The 17,099-nt window shown below is 67.8% G+C and carries 19 protein-coding genes and 2 pseudogenes; 13 read left to right on the top strand and 8 right to left on the bottom strand.

Features of this window, described 5'->3' with window-relative positions:
• The first annotated feature begins 64 nt into the window (after positions 1–64).
• The gene (locus tag BLR21_RS39035) at positions 65–466 is read left to right on the top strand and encodes an arsenate-mycothiol transferase ArsC (RefSeq protein WP_030476180.1); all 402 of its coding nucleotides are present in this window, start codon (positions 65–67) and stop codon (positions 464–466) included.
• On the opposite strand, the gene BLR21_RS39030 is transcribed toward BLR21_RS39035, so the two are convergent.
• Both BLR21_RS39030 and BLR21_RS39025 read right to left on the bottom strand, forming a co-directional pair.
• Entirely contained in the window at positions 463–1,599 is a 1,137-nt protein-coding gene (locus BLR21_RS39030; RefSeq protein WP_090014880.1) for an MFS transporter, read from the bottom strand. The genes BLR21_RS39035 and BLR21_RS39030 overlap by 4 nt on opposite strands.
• 40 nt (positions 1,600–1,639) lie before the next feature.
• A complete protein-coding gene (locus BLR21_RS39025) occupies positions 1,640–2,971 on the bottom strand; it encodes an FAD-dependent oxidoreductase (protein ID WP_090014878.1) in 1,332 nt (443 codons plus the stop codon).
• 98 nt (positions 2,972–3,069) lie between these two features.
• Here BLR21_RS39025 and BLR21_RS39020 point away from each other — a divergent pair, with 98 nt between their 5' ends.
• On the top strand, positions 3,070–3,906 hold the full coding sequence (locus BLR21_RS39020; RefSeq protein ID WP_090014876.1) for a helix-turn-helix domain-containing GNAT family N-acetyltransferase: 837 nt from the start codon (positions 3,070–3,072) through the stop codon (positions 3,904–3,906).
• A gap of 57 nt (positions 3,907–3,963) precedes the next feature.
• Positions 3,964–4,994 (top strand): annotated as a pseudogene (locus tag BLR21_RS39015) (flavin-containing monooxygenase).
• Here BLR21_RS39015 and BLR21_RS39010 read toward each other — a convergent pair.
• Positions 4,987–5,499, bottom strand: coding sequence for a DinB family protein (locus BLR21_RS39010; protein ID WP_090014873.1), 513 nt, complete (start codon positions 5,497–5,499; stop codon positions 4,987–4,989). The pseudogene BLR21_RS39015 and the gene BLR21_RS39010 sit on opposite strands and share 8 nt — an antisense overlap.
• 154 nt (positions 5,500–5,653) lie before the next feature.
• Between BLR21_RS39010 and BLR21_RS43390 the strand changes: the two genes are divergently transcribed.
• The 8 genes from BLR21_RS43390 to crcB (BLR21_RS38965) all read left to right on the top strand — a co-directional run bounded on the left by BLR21_RS43390 (position 5,654) and on the right by crcB (BLR21_RS38965) (position 11,519).
• Positions 5,654–6,397: a thioredoxin family protein gene (locus tag BLR21_RS43390; RefSeq protein ID WP_218131098.1), complete on the top strand. Its 744-nt coding sequence runs from the start codon at positions 5,654–5,656 to the stop codon at positions 6,395–6,397.
• A 13-nt stretch (positions 6,398–6,410) separates the two neighbouring features.
• Positions 6,411–6,827, top strand: a complete 417-nt coding sequence (locus BLR21_RS38995; RefSeq protein WP_090014871.1) for a MerR family transcriptional regulator — start codon at positions 6,411–6,413, stop codon at positions 6,825–6,827.
• Positions 6,824–7,132, top strand: coding sequence for a hypothetical protein (locus BLR21_RS38990; protein ID WP_143028079.1), 309 nt, complete (start codon positions 6,824–6,826; stop codon positions 7,130–7,132). The genes BLR21_RS38995 and BLR21_RS38990 overlap by 4 nt, the downstream gene beginning before the upstream one ends.
• Positions 7,133–7,218: 86 nt before the next feature.
• Positions 7,219–7,560: a hypothetical protein gene (locus BLR21_RS38985; protein WP_338061092.1), complete on the top strand. Its 342-nt coding sequence runs from the start codon at positions 7,219–7,221 to the stop codon at positions 7,558–7,560.
• A 204-nt stretch (positions 7,561–7,764) separates the two neighbouring features.
• On the top strand, positions 7,765–8,334 hold the full coding sequence (locus BLR21_RS38980; protein WP_143028078.1) for a nucleotidyltransferase family protein: 570 nt from the start codon (positions 7,765–7,767) through the stop codon (positions 8,332–8,334).
• 485 nt (positions 8,335–8,819) lie between these two features.
• The gene (locus BLR21_RS38975; protein ID WP_218131105.1) at positions 8,820–10,262 is read left to right on the top strand and encodes a SulP family inorganic anion transporter; all 1,443 of its coding nucleotides are present in this window, start codon (positions 8,820–8,822) and stop codon (positions 10,260–10,262) included.
• A 412-nt stretch (positions 10,263–10,674) separates the two neighbouring features.
• Complete coding sequence (crcB, locus tag BLR21_RS38970; protein WP_338061091.1) at positions 10,675–11,154, top strand: fluoride efflux transporter CrcB; 480 nt, start codon at positions 10,675–10,677, stop codon at positions 11,152–11,154.
• Complete coding sequence (crcB, locus tag BLR21_RS38965) at positions 11,151–11,519, top strand: fluoride efflux transporter CrcB (protein WP_090014863.1); 369 nt, start codon at positions 11,151–11,153, stop codon at positions 11,517–11,519. The genes crcB (BLR21_RS38970) and crcB (BLR21_RS38965) overlap by 4 nt, the downstream gene beginning before the upstream one ends.
• Before the next feature lie 6 nt (positions 11,520–11,525).
• On the opposite strand, the gene BLR21_RS38960 is transcribed toward crcB (BLR21_RS38965), so the two are convergent.
• A complete protein-coding gene (locus tag BLR21_RS38960) occupies positions 11,526–11,954 on the bottom strand; it encodes a universal stress protein (RefSeq protein WP_176930001.1) in 429 nt (142 codons plus the stop codon).
• Between the two features lie 85 nt (positions 11,955–12,039).
• Positions 12,040–12,359: pseudogene (locus BLR21_RS38955) on the bottom strand (YnfA family protein).
• 555 nt (positions 12,360–12,914) lie between these two features.
• Between BLR21_RS38955 and BLR21_RS38950 the strand changes: the two are divergent.
• On the top strand, positions 12,915–13,349 hold the full coding sequence (locus BLR21_RS38950) for a MerR family DNA-binding protein (RefSeq protein WP_090014859.1): 435 nt from the start codon (positions 12,915–12,917) through the stop codon (positions 13,347–13,349).
• Positions 13,350–13,534: 185 nt separating this feature from the next.
• Here the strand turns inward: BLR21_RS38950 and BLR21_RS38945 are convergent, their stop codons facing one another.
• From BLR21_RS38945 to BLR21_RS38935, 3 genes are read right to left on the bottom strand one after another with little or no spacing between them, the layout of a single operon-like run.
• On the bottom strand, positions 13,535–14,389 hold the full coding sequence (locus BLR21_RS38945) for a sulfite exporter TauE/SafE family protein (RefSeq protein WP_090014937.1): 855 nt from the start codon (positions 14,387–14,389) through the stop codon (positions 13,535–13,537).
• Between the two features lie 5 nt (positions 14,390–14,394).
• Positions 14,395–14,958 (bottom strand): rhodanese-like domain-containing protein, encoded by a 564-nt coding sequence (locus tag BLR21_RS38940; protein WP_090014857.1) that lies wholly within the window; start codon positions 14,956–14,958, stop codon positions 14,395–14,397.
• Positions 14,955–16,346, bottom strand: coding sequence for an MBL fold metallo-hydrolase (locus tag BLR21_RS38935; protein ID WP_090014855.1), 1,392 nt, complete (start codon positions 16,344–16,346; stop codon positions 14,955–14,957). Before BLR21_RS38935 ends, BLR21_RS38940 begins: the two co-directional genes overlap by 4 nt.
• A gap of 445 nt (positions 16,347–16,791) precedes the next feature.
• On the opposite strand from BLR21_RS38935, the gene BLR21_RS38930 reads away from it, so the two are divergent.
• A partial coding sequence (locus tag BLR21_RS38930) for a transposase (protein WP_143028076.1) occupies positions 16,792–17,099 on the top strand: 308 nt, incomplete at its 3' end.

Below are 17,099 nucleotides of genomic sequence, written 5' to 3'. Positions count from 1 at the left end.
ACCAACCGTTCACCTGGATCGGGCATTATCGAACCAAGGAAACGCCCGCCAGGAGGAGATCGACGTGTCCAAGACCCCCGAAGTGCTGTTCGTCTGCGTGCACAACGCCGGCCGCTCCCAGATGGCCGCCGCGTTGCTGCAGCACTACGGCATGGGCAGGATCGCGGTCCGCTCCGCCGGCTCGGCCCCGGCCGAGAAGGTCAACCCGGCCGCCGCCGAGGCGCTCGCCGAGTGGGGCCTGGACATCACCGCCGAGGTGCCCTCGAAGCTCACGACCGAGGACGTCGAGGCGTCCGACGTGGTGATCACGATGGGCTGCGGTGACACCTGCCCGGTGTTCCCTGGCAAGCGCTACCTCGACTGGGAGCTCGAGGACCCGGCGGGCCAGGGCGTCGACTCCGTCCGTCCGATCCGCGACGACATCGACCGCCGAGTGCGCGGCCTGGTCGCCGAGCTGCTGGACTAACGCGGAACGCTGGCGGTCGACAACGCGGCCGCCAGCACCCCGATCGCCCCCAGCACGACGAACACCGCCGGGTAGCCGCCGAGCCACGAGGCCATGGCACTGCCCGCCCACGGCGCGATCGCGGCGGTCAGCATCACCGGCACCGCGAGCAGCCCGCTCAACTGTCCGTAGTGGACCGCACCCCAGCGATCGGTGATCGCCGTCGCCTGCACCAGCGTGAAGATCCCGCGTGCGACACCCGCGAGCACCGAGCCCGCGATGAGTAGCAATGCCGGGCCGGGCACCACACCCAGCAACGCGGTCACCACGGCGCTCGCCAGCAAGATCAGTGCTGTTCTTGTGCGCACCGACGTCTTCGCGGTCAACCTCGCGTACCCCAGCCGCCCGAGGACCTGGCCCACCCCACCGAGGCCCAGGGCCACCGCGGCCATTGACGTGGACATGCCGCGTTCGGTCAGCAGCGGCACGAGGTTGACCACCACCGCGTAAACGCTGAACGCCGCCAAGCTCATCGCGATCGTCAGCACGAGGAACGGTCTGCTGCGGGCGATCGCGGACGGATGATACTCCGCCTCGTGCTCGATCTCCGGCCACGGCAGGCGCAAGCCGAACAGGTGCAGCGGAACCGTGGTGACAGCCAGGATTCCGGCCAGCACCAGGTATGTTCCGCGCCAGTCCAGGTGCGTGTTCAGCACGGCGGTCAGCGGCGCGAACACCGTGCTGGCAAGCCCTGCCACCAACGTGAGCGCGGTCAGCGCCGACACCCGCCTCGCCCCGAACCAGCGGGTCAGTGCCGCGAACGCGGGGGCGTAGAACACCCCGGCCATCGCGACACCGATCAGCAACCACGCTGCCGTGAACCACGCCAACGACTGCGCGGTCGCCACCATGACGAGCGCCGGGACCGCGATGATCGAGCCGGTGGCCATGATCGCGCGAGGACCGTGCCGGTCGAGCAGCCTGCCCACCGGAACGCCGACGAGCCCCGCCACGATCTGACTCGCCGAGAAGCCCGCGGTAATCGCGGCCAACGACCATCCCGTCCGCGCGCCGATCGTCGGCAGCAGCACCGGGAACGCGTAGTACAGGATCCCCCAGCTGATGACCTCGGTGCTGCACAACACGATCAGCACGCGACGCAGCCCGCCGTCAACGCCGGGCCGCGTCGTTGTTTCAGCGTGCACTGGCAGTGAGCCCGATCGTCAGCTCGCCGTGCTCCGGCGAGCCGCAGCAGCCACCCTCGCTCTTCTGCTCCTCGGGCGCGTCGAACACGCCCGCGCCGCCGCACACCCCGGTCTCGGGCAGCACGAGCTCCACGCGCCCGGCCGCCTCGTGGTCACCGGAGATCGCGGCCACGACAGAGCGCGCCTGCTCGTAGCCCGTCAGCGACAGGAACGTCGGCGCACGGCCGTAGCTCTTCATCCCCACCAGGTAGACACCCGGCTCGGGATGGCGCAGCTCGTTCTCACCGTGCGGGTAGACGGTGCCGCACGAGTGGACGTTCGGGTCGATCAACGGTGCGAGCTTCGTCGGCGCCTGCAGCACCGGGTCCAGGTCGAGCCGGACCTCCGACAACCACGACAGGTCCGGCCGGAACCCGGTCAGCACCACGACCTCGTCGATGCCCTCGACCTTGTCACCGTCGAACGACTCCAGTGTGAGGCTGCCGTCCGCCGCACGTTCGATTGCCGCCGTGCGGAACCCGGTGACGGTCTCGATGTGGCCAGCCTGAGCTGCCTTCTGGGCCCGCAGGCCCAAGGCACCACGCGCCGGCAGCTGGTCGGCTTCGCCACCGCCGAACGCGTTGCCAACGGCACCGCGGCGCAGCAGCCACACGATCTTCGTGCCGGGCTCCTGCTCGGCGAGATCCGCCAGCACGACCAACGCGGTCAGCGCCGAGTGCCCGCTGCCGGCGATCGCGATCCGCTTACCCGCGTACCGAGCGCGTTCGGCCACCAGGTCCGGCACCCGGTAGGTGATCTTCTCGGCCGCCGCCTTCTCCCCCGCCGCTGGAAGGCCGTCTCCGCCCAGCGGGTTCGGCGAGCTGTAAGTGCCGGAAGCGTCGATCACCGCACGAGCCGAGATCCGCTCCTCCCCTTCGGCGGTCTGCACGTGCACCGTCAGCGGCTCGTCCTCACGTCCGGCGTCCACGATCCGGTCCCGCCCCCGCCGCGCCACACCCACCACGCGCGCACCGAACCGCACCCGCTCCCCCAGTACCTCGGCCAGCGGTGCCAGGTACTGCTCCGCCCACTCCCCACCACTCGGGTAGGCGTCACCGTCCGGCCGCACCCAGCCGGTCTCCTTCAGCAACCGCTCAGCCGCCGGGTCGATGAGCTCGCTCCACTGCGAGAACAGCCGGACGTAGTTCCACTGCGACACGGCCGCACCGGCACGATCGCCCGCCTCCAGCACAAGCACCTGCTCGCCCCGTTCGACCAAGTTCGCCGCCGCGGACAAACCCGCAGGTCCGGCACCCACCACGACGACTGGCAACCCACTCACGACGCACCCCTTGTATCGACGGACTTCAAATCAACACGGCGGACTCTATCGACCCAGATCGATTGACGCAACCATCGATTTGCGTCGATACTTCAGCCATGACGACCACAGCGGCCGCCCCAGCCGTGCTGCCTACGGACGACGCCGCGACCTACGCGGACTGGTTCGCGTGCCTCGCCGAACCAACCCGCGTGCGCCTGCTGCACGCCGTCGCCACCGCGGCACGCTCGATGACCGTCGGCGAGCTCACCGAACTGCTCGGCATCAGCCAGTCCACCTGTTCACACCACGTGCGCAAACTGGTCGAGGTCGGCTTCCTGCTCCAACACAAAGAAGGCACCGCCACACACATCAGCGTCAACCCGTCGTGCTGCACCGGCCTCCCCCACGCCGCCGACGTCGTCATGGGCGTGCTCGCACCACGCCCGTGCTGCCCGGACAACCTCCCGGCAGACGTCCTGGTACGCCCGCTGGAGATCGCGGACTGGAACGCAGTGCGCCGCATCTACGGCGAGGGCATCGCCACCGGCGACGCGACCTTCGAAACCGAAGTGCCCCTGCGCAGGGCGCTCGACGCCAAGTGGCTCCCGGACCACCGCTGGGTCGCCGAGGTCGACGGCCAGGTCGCGGGCTGGGCCGCCGCCACCGCGGTGTCCACACGGGACTGCTACTCCGGCGTCGCCGAGACGTCCGTGTACGTGGGCGCGGACTTCCGCGGCAGAGGAGTCGGCAAAGCCTTGGTGCACAGCCAGGTCAACGCTGCCGACGACGCGGACCTGTGGACGTTGCAGACCTCGATCTTCCCCGAGAACCGCGCCAGTCTCGCCCTGCACCACTCCGCGGGATTCCGCACCCTCGGCGTCCGCGAACGCATCGCCCAGCACCACGGCGTGTGGCGCGACACCGTCTTCCTCGAACGCCGCACAGCCAACTAACACCCATCTGACCACTCATCCGTCGTCGTGCTCGGCGACGGCTACTTCGAGGTGCCCATGAACAGCCACGACGCCATCGTGATCGGCGCCGGTCAGTCCGGCCTCGCCGCAGCCCATGCCCTTGCCGCGCAAGGCCTACGCCCGCTCGTACTCGAAGCCGGCGACGAGCCCGTCGGCTCCTGGCCGCTCTACTACGACAGCCTGACCTTGTTCTCACCGCTAGGTACAGCTCACTTCCCGGCCTGAAGTTCCCCGGCGATCCCGACCGCTACCCGCACCGCGACGAAGTCGTCAACTACCTCCGCACCTACGCCGCACACCTCAACACCGACATCCGCACCGGCCAACGCGCCGCCGAGGTGGTACGTGACAACGGCTTCCGAGTCACGACGACGGACGGCGCCAGCTTCACCGCACCGATCGTCATCGCCGCCACCGGCGGCTTCGGCAACCCACACCGACCAGCCGTGCCCGGCCTCGACGACTTCCCCGGCACCGTCCTGCACGCCGCGCGATACCGCTCCCCTGAACCGTTCCACGGCCAGCGCGTGATCGTGGTCGGCGCCGGCAACTCCGCCGTCCAGATCGCCGCGGAACTCGCCGAACACGCCCACGTCACCCTCGCGACGCGCAAGCCGGTGAAGTTCTCCGCCCAACGCCCGTTCGGCCGCGACCTGCACTTCTGGCTCGACCGCACGCGCCTCGACTACCTCCCGATCGGCCCCTGGCTGCCCAACGGCTTCACCACCCCCGTCCTGGACACCGGCGTCTACCGCGCAGCCATCGGCCAGCACCGTCCTGATCGGCGACAGATGTTCACCGCCCTGGAGGACTCCAAGGTCATGTGGCCAGATGAGCAGCGCGAACACGTCGACGCGCTCATCCTCGCCACCGGATACCGCCCCGACCTGCCGTACCTTCGCGCACTCGGCACCGAGCACGACCGAGGCGTGTCCCGCCACCATCCAGGCCTCGGCTTCGTCGGACTGGAATGGCAACGCAGTCTCTCGTCGGCGACCCTGCGAGGCGTCGGCCGCGACGCCGCCCACGTGGTGCGCCGCCTGCTCAAGCGGACCGAGATCAGCTGAGCGAGAGCTGGTTGCAGTGGAAGTCGAAGTGCTGCACCGGGAAGCGGTACAGATCCGCCACCGTCATGAACTCGAGGAAGAACGGATCCCACCGCGTCGGGTACGGCAAGCCCTTCGCGAGGCTGTTCTCACTCTCCCGGTCGAGGCGCCGATGCAGCGCCGCGATGGTGCGGTCGCACAGGACGACCATCGCCCGGCGAGGCATGACACTGCCGCCAAGCCATGAGCCGGCGAAGCTGACGACGTCGAACGGCCTCGTACCCGCGTTGAGCAGTCTCGCCCAGACAGAACCGGCCCACCGCGGCAGGCGCGCCATGATCCGGGCCAACGCCAGCAACGCGCGCATGATCAGGAAGCCGAGCAGCATGTGGAACAGCAGCTGGCAGTTGTTCCACTTCGTGCCGTTCGAACAGCGCCGCAACTGCTCAGCCGCTGTGCCGTCGAGCAGCAGGCGAAACGAATCGCATGCCCGGTCGAGGTCTTCGTGAACTGCCTGCTTGTCCACGTTGCCAGTGTGCGCCTCACGGCCCCGATACGCGAAGGCATCGAAACGCCCTAGGCCACCCGGGCATGTGACACAGGTCTCATTGAATCCTGTACCTAGGTATCGGCTTAGCGTTGTGTTGTTGGACCTGGCCGGACTTCCGGAGGTAGGGGACATGGCGTTCGAAGTCACCGATGCGACGTTCGAGCAGGAGGTCGGGCTGCCGCAGCAACCGGTGGTGATGGAGTTCTATGCGACGTGGTGCGGAAACTGCCGGAGGATCGCACCGGTTCTCGACGAGCTGGCCGCCGAGTTCACGACGCGCGTACAGCTGGTGAAGGTCAACGCGGACGAGAACCCGGAGCTGGTGTCCCGGTTCGCGGTGACCTCGACCCCCACGTTGTTCGCGATGGCAGGTGGCCGGCAGGTGGCGTCCACGGTTGGCGCACAGCCGACACCGATCTTGCGCGCCCTGTTCGAGTCCGCCGCCGATACCACCAGTAGCGGGATCGTCTCGGGATGCGGGTGCGGACCAACCTGCGGCTCAGATTCCAGCAAGATCACCAAAACGGGAACCGACCTGATCAGCGGATGGGTGCCCGCGGAAGCCTGCACGTTACCGACCGCTGATCAACCGGCGCGACTCGCCGAGTTCGATGCGCTGTTCACCTCGTCGCTGCGCGAAGTACGCCACGAGCAGCCGGGCTTGCTCCGCCTGCGTCTGCACGGCGGCACGGAGGTTGAAGCCACCGCACGGGACCTGACCGCACGAGAGACCGAGTGCTGCTCGTTCTTCGGCTTCACGATCAGTCGCACCGACGACGAGGTGCTCATCGACGTACAGGTGCCCGCGGACAAGGAAATCGTGCTCGACGGCATCGCCGCCCAAGCCGAGACAGCACTGGCCGCACGGATATGAGGAGAGAACAACGATGAGGTCTGGAGAACTGGCCGCGGCGGCCGGAGTGAACGTACAGACGCTGCGGTACTACGAACGGCGAGGCCTACTGCCAGAACCAGACCGCTCACTCGGCGGGCACCGGGACTACGACGAGGACGCCGTCGCCCTACTGCGCGTCGTCAAGGCGGCCCAACGGCTCGGCTTCACCCTCGACGAGGTCGCCGAACTCATCGACACGGGCCGGCAACGCCACCCGTCTCCGGACCTCCAGGTCCGGGCACGCGCCAAGCTCGACGAGGTCGACCGGCGGATGGAAGACCTCAACAAGATCCGCGAAGGCCTCGCCCGAGTCATCGACGCCCGCTGCGACAGCCTGACCAACTGCACCTGCCCGGACTGCCCCATCCCGTTCATCGCGCTCACCACCGTCACGGAAGGCCTCACATGAGCACCCCGGCAACACCCGGCCCCGACTCAGTCGTCCTGCCCGTTCACGTCACCCAGCACGAACAGTCGGGTCCGCCGAAACGAAGCAAAGTGGTCGCGTTCCTCGCCGCGATCGCCTGCGTCGGGTGCTGCGCATTGCCCTTGCTGGTACCGCTCGGCCTACTCGGCGGCGCGGGCGTCGCCGCGGCCACGACCGGCTTGCTCGTCGTCTCCACTGTCCTGTTCGGACTCGCCGGCCTGCTGTGGCTCCTCCACCACCGCCAGAAGTCCAACCACTCCTGCCCCCAGGGCAACTGCTCGTGCTGACCATCACGTGGCCACGTCCGTACATCGACGGAGGCACTCGGGAAAGATGACCTACCGCAAGTGACACATGGCCGAAGGGCAGCTTGATGCAGGGCACACGCGACCTGGTCTCGCAGATGGAGCGCCACCAGGTCCCGATCTACGTCGGCGCCATCGCGGCCGGCATCCTCGCCGGCGTCCTCACCCCAGGCGCCGGACCAGGCCTCGAAACCGCGATCAACCCGATCCTCGGCGTCCTGCTCTACGTGACCTTCCTGCAAGTCCCGGCGCGCCAACTGGTGCGATCACTACGCGCCGGGTGGTTCCTAGCCGCAGCTCTGGTCGTGAACTTCCTCGTCGTGCCACTCGTCGTCGCGGCCATGTTCGGCTTCCTGCCGAGTCACAAATCCCTAAACTCGGCGACGACGTCAGCGCCGTACTCGGCGTGATCCCGTTCTACGTAGTGTTTCCTCGTGATTGGCGATCTGTTTCGCAAGTCCGGCCGGGCGCGGATTCGAGAAGGGTCCGCGAGGCGATGCCGATCAACGGAGTCCTGCACCGCTCGGGGGTGTTGACCACGGCCGGCACCAGCAGCCCAGAGCATCCGGCCCGCCGAGGAAGACCCTGCCTCCACCTGTGCCATTCTGGATGGAATGGGGGATCCACTGGCCAGGCCGCCTTTGCAGTTGACCGCGATGCTGCGGGCACTGCGTGATCATGATGTCGACTGGGTACTGAGCGGTTCGATGGTCATGGCGGTCTACGGAGCGCAGGTGACGCCGAACGACCTCGACGTGGTGGCCGCGCCCGAACCGTCGAATCTGCGACGGGTCGCCGCGCTGCTGGAGGACCTGAACGCCGTTCCCGCACACTTCCCGGACTGGGCGGACGGGTTGGGGCTGCAACAGTGTCGCGACTGGCGTCCGGAACCTCCGACGCAGCAGCAACTGGACCACTTGTTCGTCACCAGGCTGGGCATGCTCGACCTCCCGCCGACCCTCACCGGGACATACGCGCAACTGCGGCCGGGCGCCAGCCGGCTGGAACTCGCCGGGGTACAGGTGTGGGTATGCGACCCCGACGAGGTGCTGCGCCGGATTCCGGACCCACCCAGAGCCAAAGACCTGCTTCGAGCGGAGACGTACTCCGCGGTGCGGGAACGGCTGCGCACCGACCGTCGCCCTCACGGCCTGGGCTACCTGAACCGACGACTGACGGAATAGCCAGCCCCTGTCGCCGTACCGCTCATCGGTGTTGTCGGCCACATCCCGCCTGCTTCACGTCGATCCCTGATCTGGCCTCGGGGTAGAGTCGGATCGTTCAAGGTCGAGGTGGCCAACCCGATCTTCTGAGACTCGAGCAACGCTCGGCACTTGCCGGGAACGATGATGTTCCCGCTGCCGAATCAGTTCACAGACAGGAGAAGCCGCATGCGCGTGTCGCTGCCCCTCTCCTCGTTCTGCCCGCCGTAGTCGCTACGGACTGAGGCCCGCGCCCCGGCTCATCCGCCGGTGCACCCTTTCATGACCTGATGCCTGGCCTGTGCCTTCCGCGGACATCGATCAGCCGTCCAGCGCCGTTGGCCCTGTGCCCTGCCCGTCCGTTGCGCGTTCCGACGACACGGCCGCGCCCGAACATGACAAGGCCGTTCTTGACCACCTCACCGATTTCCCCCGCCGCACTGCTGACCCGTCTTCGTGCCGCCCGGATGACCCCCAAGGTCCTGCGCACCGAAGTACTCGCCGGGCTCGTCGTCGCACTCGCGCTGATCCCCGAGGCGATCTCCTTCTCCATCATCGCCGGAGTCGATCCCAGCGTCGGGTTGTTCGCCTCCTTCACCATGGCCGTGGTCATCTCCGTCGCGGGCGGGCGGCCCGCGATGATCTCCGCCGCCACCGGCGCCATCGCGCTCGTCGTGGCGCCCCTGGCACGTGAACACGGGCTGAGCTACCTCGTCGCCGCAGTCATCCTGGGCGGGCTTTTCCAAATCACGCTCGGAGCACTGGGCGTGGCCAAGCTGATGCGCTTCGTCCCGCGCAGCGTCATGGTCGGCTTCGTCAACGCCCTGGCCATCCTGATCTTCATGGCCCAGGTGCCCGAACTCGTCGACGTCCCGTGGATGGTCTATCCGCTCGTCGTCGGTGCCCTGCTGCTCATGGTGTTCTTCCCCCGGATCACCAAGGCCGTGCCCGCACCACTGGTGTCGATCATCGCGCTGACCGCGCTGACCATCGGTGCGGGCATCGCCGTACCGACTGTGGGCGACAAGGGCACGCTGCCCTCATCCCTTCCGGTCCCCGGCCTTCCCGACGTGCCGTTCACCGTGGACACCCTCAAGCTCATCGCGCCCTACGCGCTGGCCTTGGCGCTGGTCGGCTTGATGGAATCGTTGATGACCGCGAAGCTCGTCGACGACCTCACCGACACGCATTCCAACAAGACCCGCGAGTCCATCGGGCAGGGCATCGCCAACGTCGTCACCGGGTTCTTCGGCGGCATGGGTGGCTGCGCGATGATCGGCCAGACCATGATCAACGTCAAGAATGGTGCACGGACCCGTCTCTCGACGTTCCTGGCCGGCGTGTTCCTGATGATCCTCTGCATCGTCTTCGGTCCGGTCGTGTCCGACATCCCGATGGCCGCACTGGTCGCCGTGATGATCCTGGTTTCGTTCGGCACCTTCGACTGGCACTCCGTCGCCCCGGCGACCCTCAAGCGCATGCCGACCGGCGAGATCACCGTCATGATCGCCACCGTCGCGGTCGTCGTGGCCACCGACAACCTCGCCATCGGCGTCGTGGCCGGCACCATCACCGCCATGGTGATCTTCGCCCGCCGCGTCGCGCACCTGGCCATCGTCACCCCAGTGGTTGACCCCGACGGCAACCAGGTCGTCTACACCGTCAACGGCGAACTGTTCTTCGCCTCCAGCAACGACCTCGTCTACCAGTTCGACTACGCCAACGACCCCGACAAGGTCATCATCGACCTCGCCTCCGCACACGTCTGGGACGCCTCCTCGGTGGCCGCACTGGACGCCATCACGACCAAGTACGCCGCACGCGGCAAGACCGTCGAGATCATCGGACTCAACGAGCACAGCGCCAAGATGCACGGCGCGCTCAGCGGCGAACTCAGCGGCAGCCACTGACGATCGATGTTTCTGCCACAGGCGGCGCGACAGCTGACGGGATGCAAGGCCGCAGGTTCGTGACCGCCCGGCGCCGCAGTTACTCGCCTGCGACTCGAGGGGTGCTGATGGCGTATCGCACCCCTGCCCTCCGTGTGCACCGCAGGGGTGAGTGACGCTGGTCCTGCTCAGCCGCCAGCGGCAGGCCCACTCGATCAGCAGCACCGGCCTCAACCAGCAGCGGGTCAGCGATGACTTGCTGCCGTGAAGCCGACCACATCGCTCTCCAGGGTCGCTGTTCGTGTCGGTAGCGTGTGCGGCAGCGGCGGTGGGGCTCGCCGCTCCGTTCCGGAGAACCGCAGCGCCGAGCTGCCAACAGTCCCTACTCGACCGGGTACCCACACGTGCCCGGCACCTGAGTAGGAGTGTGTCCGTGGCCAACGAGATCGAACTCACCGATCCGATCGACCCCGACATCGATCTCCACGTCCCGGCGCACCGTCGTGAACTCGTGTACCACCACGGGCCTGTACTGGCCACGGTCGCGCTTGGCGGTGGTCTCGGTGCGTTGGCCCGCTACGGGCTCACGCTTCTTCTGCCGACCCGACCGGGCCAGTTCCCGTGGGGCACTTTCGTCATCAACACGCTCGGCTGCTTGCTGATCGGCGTCTTGATGGTGCTGATCACGGAGGTGTGGACCGCTCACCGGCTGGTTCGCCCGTTCCTCGGTGTGGGTGTCCTGGGCGGGTTCACCACCTTCTCGACCTATGCCCTGGAGATCCGCGATCTGCTGCATCCCGGCGCCGTCGCCCTGGCGTTCGTGTATCTCGCCGGCACGTTCCTGGCCGCCATGCTCGCCGTGCTCGCCGGAGTGTGGATCACCCGTACCGCGACGTTGGGGAGGCAGTCGTGACGGCAGTGCTGGTGTTCGTCGGCGCCATGGTCGGCGCTCCACTGCGGTACTTGACCGACCGGTTCGTGCAGTCGCGTCACGACAGCCTGTTCCCGTGGGGCACCTTCAGCGTCAACCTCGCCGGGTGCCTGCTCCTGGGGGCTCTCGCCGGAGCCGGCACCGCCCTGCCGAGTCAGGTGTTCACGCTGGTGGGCACCGGATTCTGCGGGGCACTGACGACCTACAGCACCTTCAGCTACGAGACCCTGCGCCTGGTCGAGCAGAACGCCTACCTGTATGCCGTGCTGAACGCCGCTGTGAGCATCATCGCGGGACTCGGCGCGGTGTTGCTCGCGTTCACGACCACCGTGGCGCTGATCGGCTGAAGCTGGTCAACGCCCTGTGGGGTCGGCGACGAGCAAGACGGGGTGATGGGCGGCTCTGGCCACGCCGCGGCTCACCGAGCCTCGCATCATCCTGGCGAGCGAGCGGTGCCGGTGCGTGCCGACCACGATCATCAAAGCCTCTTGCTCATCGGCGATCCTGACCAGCAACTTGGCGGGGTTTCCGTCTGCGGCGTGATAGGTCCAGGCACCAGGATGTGCGGCCAAGGCCTGCTCGACCTGCGCACGCAGATGGTCCAGCGCCTTGTGCCTGTAGTTGTCCCAGGTGTCGACGTCTGCGTCGGGGTCGACGGGCTGGTCGCGTGCATCGATGCCGTGCACCACATGCAGGTCCGCGCCGAGCCGGAGCGCGAGATCCGCCGCCGTGCGCAACGCGGCCAGGCTGGCCGCTTGATCGTCGAATCCGACCACCAGCACCGGTGCTCCGCGCGATGCGCTCACCTCACCACTGTCCCGCTCTCAGCGGGTCAATGCACGCCAAATCTGGTCAGCCTCGGGGTGCTTACATGATCACCGCGACGCCAGGCAGGCAGATGACGGCGTCGGTGTAATCCCATCTATCCGGCCGGACGCCGTCCATCACCTGCCCCCAGGCCAGTGATCCGGCGACGAGGACTCCGCCGCACGCGGCGAGGATCCGGCCGAAGTTCGGATCGGGCTGGAACGTCGCGACGAGCCGTACGCGGCGAGCGCCAGCACGCCGCCGGCAATCCACAGCAGACCCCGGTCTTCCCGCAGTCCTTGCCACACCAGCCAGGCGCCGCCGATCTCCGCCACCGCGGCGAGCACGAACAACACCACCGAACGCAGCACCATCATGATCCGGAAGTCTGACATTCACATCCGTCACCGACGCAGCTGTGCCGCCGTCGATGCCGAAGTACCAACCACGTTCCAATGCTCACCACTGCGGCGACTCCCAGCACCGGCACGAGACAGCACAGCAGGCAGGCGGCTCCGGCGAGCCACGCGAAGCGGCGGGCCTGGTCGGCAGCAGCAGCCTGCCTCGGCGGCCTTCCCTCCGGCGAGGCAGGCGAACGGCAGCGGGCAGGACGGATGTACGAGCCGCTGGATCCTGCCTCGGCCACAACCTCGCCGCGATGAGTGCGGCGACTGCCGTGATACCCACCGAGGATCACGAAGGCGTGGTCATGTTGGCAGCGCTGGCCGCCCATCCGGCCACCGGATAGCACAGCAGCCAGCAGGCGTGAGAAAGCGCGAAGTCTGCGGCGAACAATGCATGACGATCGCCCGAGTTGGCGGATCGGCGCAAGAACCGCGCACCCGGGAGTCAGCGCGAGGGAGCATCCGGCACCTAGCAAAACCCACAGCGCGAGCAGTGCGGGCCAGTGCGATCCCCCGAGAAACGAGGCGAACGTGCGCCTCGGGCTCCTGCCCAAGCCACAACGGTCCGCCTCCGGGTACCGCCGCTACCCGGACGACGCGGTGCGGCGGGTGCGGTTCATCAAACGCGCGCAGGAACTGGGCTTCACGCTGACCGAAGTGGACACACTGCTGCACCTGGCCGGCGGCGGCCCGGACAGCTGCGACCAAACCCGTGCCATGGCCAGCGGGAAAATCACCGATCTCGAACGGCGAATCGCTGATCTTCAGGCCCTGCACGACGGGCTGACCGGGCTGACGACGACCTGTGACCGGCCCCACGCCGAACGCGACTGCCCCATCCTGCAGCGACTCGACCCAGGCGAGGTGTTCGATCAACGCGAACACCTCACGTGGGTCCTACTCCCAGTCGCCCCATCTATGGGAAGTACTCACCCAATCGAACCTGGCAGGTCTGTACGAAAATGAGCTTTGAGCTGGACGCCACCACTCATTGCAGGGTCTCACCATCGATGTGGGTGTACGGCTCCGCAGAGTGGTCGTATAGCCACCACCGAGTCCCCCCACGTCTGCGACAACCTGCTTACTGCGTCGCAGCAGCACTTGGCGGCTTTTGGTCAATGGCCGGACCGGTGAGGTCCGGGTGGCGGCCCTTACTCGGGAACGCCGCCTGCCGTGACCTCGCGGCGCTTGCGCCGCACGAGCCACGCGCTACCCGCGCCGGCGACGAGCAGGACTGGGACGACGACCCAGGCCGCCGCCACAGGCAGCTGCTGGACCAGGACGAAGCCGCCCATCACGAGCACGAACCAGCCGAACGCCTTGCGCAGTAGTGTCTCGGGGATCCGTCCTGCCAGCTTGCCACCCATGAGGCTGCCGATTACCGCCGCAGCGGTGACCATCACGGCGAGCGTCCAGTCGATGTCGACGGTCGCCAAGTAGCCGGCCAGCCCGGCGAAAGACTTCATGGCGATCACCACCAGCGACGTGCCGACCGCGACCGCCATCGGGAGCCCGCCCAACAACGCCAGAGCGGGTACGACCAGGAAGCCACCGCCCGCGCCGACCAAGCCGGTGACAGCACCCACTGCGACCCCCTCGGCGACGACTCGGCCGACCGGCAGTTCTCCGTGCGGCCTCGTCGGGGCGCCGTGGCGGCGACCACGGATCATCGCCACTGCGGTCGCGATCATCATCAACGCGAAGCCCACCAGCAACCATGTGCCGGGGACGAGCTCGGCGAGCCTGCCGCCGCCGTACGCGCCAGCCATGCCTGCCGCGCCGAACACCAGTCCCGTACGCCAGCGCACTCGACCGGCTCGTGCATGTGACACCGCAGCCACGGCGCTGGTGACACCGACGACGAACAACGACATCGCGATCGCCTGCTTGGGCTCCAGATCAGCGAGGTAGACCAGGATCGGCACAGTGAGGATCGATCCGCCACCGCCGAGCACGCCCAGAGCGAGCCCGATCAGCACGGCGGCGAGCAGCGTGACTACGAGCATCATGCTCACCCGCGTTCGCTGGCCAGAGCCGCAACGACGGCCTCGAAGGTCGCGCGCGGGCCGCGGTTGTACGGCAGCTTGGCCAGCAGCGTGCCCATGACGCAGGTGTTGGTGAGCGCCGCGACCACCAGTCCGGCACCGACCAGCCCTGCGAGCCAGGTGACCGGCGGCACCAGCAAGCCGACGAGGACGGCGGTGAGCACGATCGCACCGGCCACCAGCCGGACCTGACGCTCCAGGTCCCAGCGCGGTTCGCCGTGCCGTACCTCCCCGCCGGCTGCCTGCCACGCGTCGATGCCGCCGTCGAGCAAGCGGAGGTTGGGTAGTCCGGCGGCGGCCAGCGCTTGCTCGGCCTCCACCGCGCGTCTGCCTGATCGGCAGATCAGCACTACCTGCTCGTCCAAGTGAGCGCGCAGTTCGTCGCGGTGCTCGCGCAATAGGTCCAGCGGCACGTTGTAGGAACCGGGGATGTGCGCGGTTTCGAACTCGCCGGGCGTGCGCACGTCGATCAGCCGCGGGCCGGTGCCGGACTGTACCTGTTGCCGCAGCTGTGCGACCTCCAGCTTCACGACTGGTCTCCCGCCATGGCGAGGCTGGCGTCGCGGGCCGTACCGAAGTCGTCGTCGAGGTGTACGACCCGACGCCCTGCCGCAGCCAGCACGCTCGCCGCGATGGATGCCCGGTAACCGGACTGGCAGTGCACCCACACCGCCCCGTCCGGCACCTCCGCCAACCGTTGCGGCAAATCGGGCAACGGGATGTGCACAGCACCGCTAAGGTGACCCTGCTGCCACTCACCGGTCAGCCGCACGTCCAGCACCACGTCCGCGGGCGGGAGTTCGTGCGGTACTCGCCCGGACCTCGCGGCCGCGAGGTCCGAGAATGTCGCCACGGCCAACTCGCCGAGCCGGTTCGCATCGCCGGCCCACTGCTCTGGCGTGCCGGTTGCGGCGGCCGCTGGACGGTCGATCCCGATCCTCGCGAGCTCGCGCTGCGCCTGCGCCACCTGCTCCGCGGACTCGCCGAGCAGCGTGATCGGCGCGCCCCGCGGCGCCATCCAGCCCAGCCAGGTCGACATCGGCCCGTCCAGACCGAAGCTCAGCGTGCCGACCAGGTGCTGATGCGCGAACGCCTTGCGTGAACGCAGATCCACTACCCACTCTTGCGCGTCGATCCTGCTCCGCAACTCGGCCGGATCAGCGATCCGCACGGGCGTCAGGTCGATCAACTCGGCGCCCTGCGCGTTGCGGACGCCCATGTGCGCGTAGTAGGCGGGGTAGGCATCCAGTCCGGCGAGCAACTGGGCAACGAAGTCGTCCGCTTCCACCCGCAAGGCGGAATTTGTTGTCTTCTCCCGGCCGATCGTCGACGACGGCGCGTCCGCCTGGGAGGCCGAGCAGAAACTGCCGAAGCCGTGCGTCGGCCACACCTCTGCACCATCCGGCAGCGAGTCAGCCAACCGGCGCACAGACGCATGCTGGTGGTGCGCGAGCGTGTCGGCGTGCTGCTTGCCGAGCAGATCCGTGCGCCCGGTCGTTCCGAACAGCAGCGAGCCTCCGGTGAAGACGCCTTCAGGCCCATCCGGGCCGTGCAGCACGTACGACACGTGGTGGAACGTGTGTCCCGGCGTCGCCAGCACGGTCAACCGCATCCGGTCCGACAAGACGATCTCGTCTTCGTCGCTCACCGGTAACCGCTCGAACGCGACATCATCAGCCGCAGCCACGGCATAGTGGGCACCGGTCAGCTTGGCCAGTGCCAGGCCACCGGACACGTAGTCGTTGTGCAGATGCGTCTCCACGACATGGGTGATCGTCACTCCACGCCGGCCCGCGAGCTGAATGACCCGGTCGATGTCCCGCTGCGGATCCACCACCACCGCCACCTGCCCGTCATGCGCCAGGTAACTGCGGTCTCCCAATGACGAGGTCGCCACGACCTCGACGTTCAACGGCATGACCGTTCTCCTCTCATATACCCCAGGGGGTATTTGAGCTCAACCGTACGCTCGCCCATCGCGGATCTGCAACTACCCCCCGGGGTATGCCTCAGGTCGGTCTCTGAGACGTTCCAGCGTCGAGGGCGACCGGCTGGGCGTCGTCAACTACGAGATCGACTGTGCCGATGGCCTACGCGACAAAGGTGCACCTCGCGGACCAGCTGTCGCCTCTCTGCAGAAGCGCACATAGACGACCTGTGGGCCCCGATCCCGCCGAGCACCGACGACGTTCATGGTTCGGTCGGCCCACCGTGCTGGACGGATCACCCTGGACGCAGTGTGCGTCCAGCCGGACGTCACACGCGGTCGCCCAACGTCCGCCGCCGAAGCTTGACTCCGCTTACAAGCCCCTTGTTCCGTACCGGGTTTGATGGAGACATTCAAGCCTGGATGATGAGGACTGATGGCCCCACCGAAGAAGTACCCAGACGAACTGCGTGAGCGGGCGACCCGGATGGCCGTGGAGGCGCGCCGGGATCCAGCGGCCGCGACTGGTGCGATCAAGCGGATCGCCGACCAACTCGGGATCCATCCCGAGGCGCTGCGGACCTGGGTGAAGCGCGCGGAGACCGACGCCGGGGACCGGCCGGGCACCACGAGCGGTGACGCGGAGCGGCTCGCGCAGCTGGAGCGGGAGAACCGTGAGCTGCGGCGGGCCAACCAGATCTTGAAGTCAGCGGCCAGTTTCTTTGCGGCGGAGCTGGACCGTCC

The sequence above is a fragment of the Lentzea albidocapillata subsp. violacea genome (assembly GCF_900100275.1).
Classification (GTDB): Bacteria; Actinomycetota; Actinomycetes; order Mycobacteriales; family Pseudonocardiaceae; genus Lentzea; species Lentzea violacea.
This window is presented reverse-complemented; position numbering and strand designations above follow the sequence as displayed.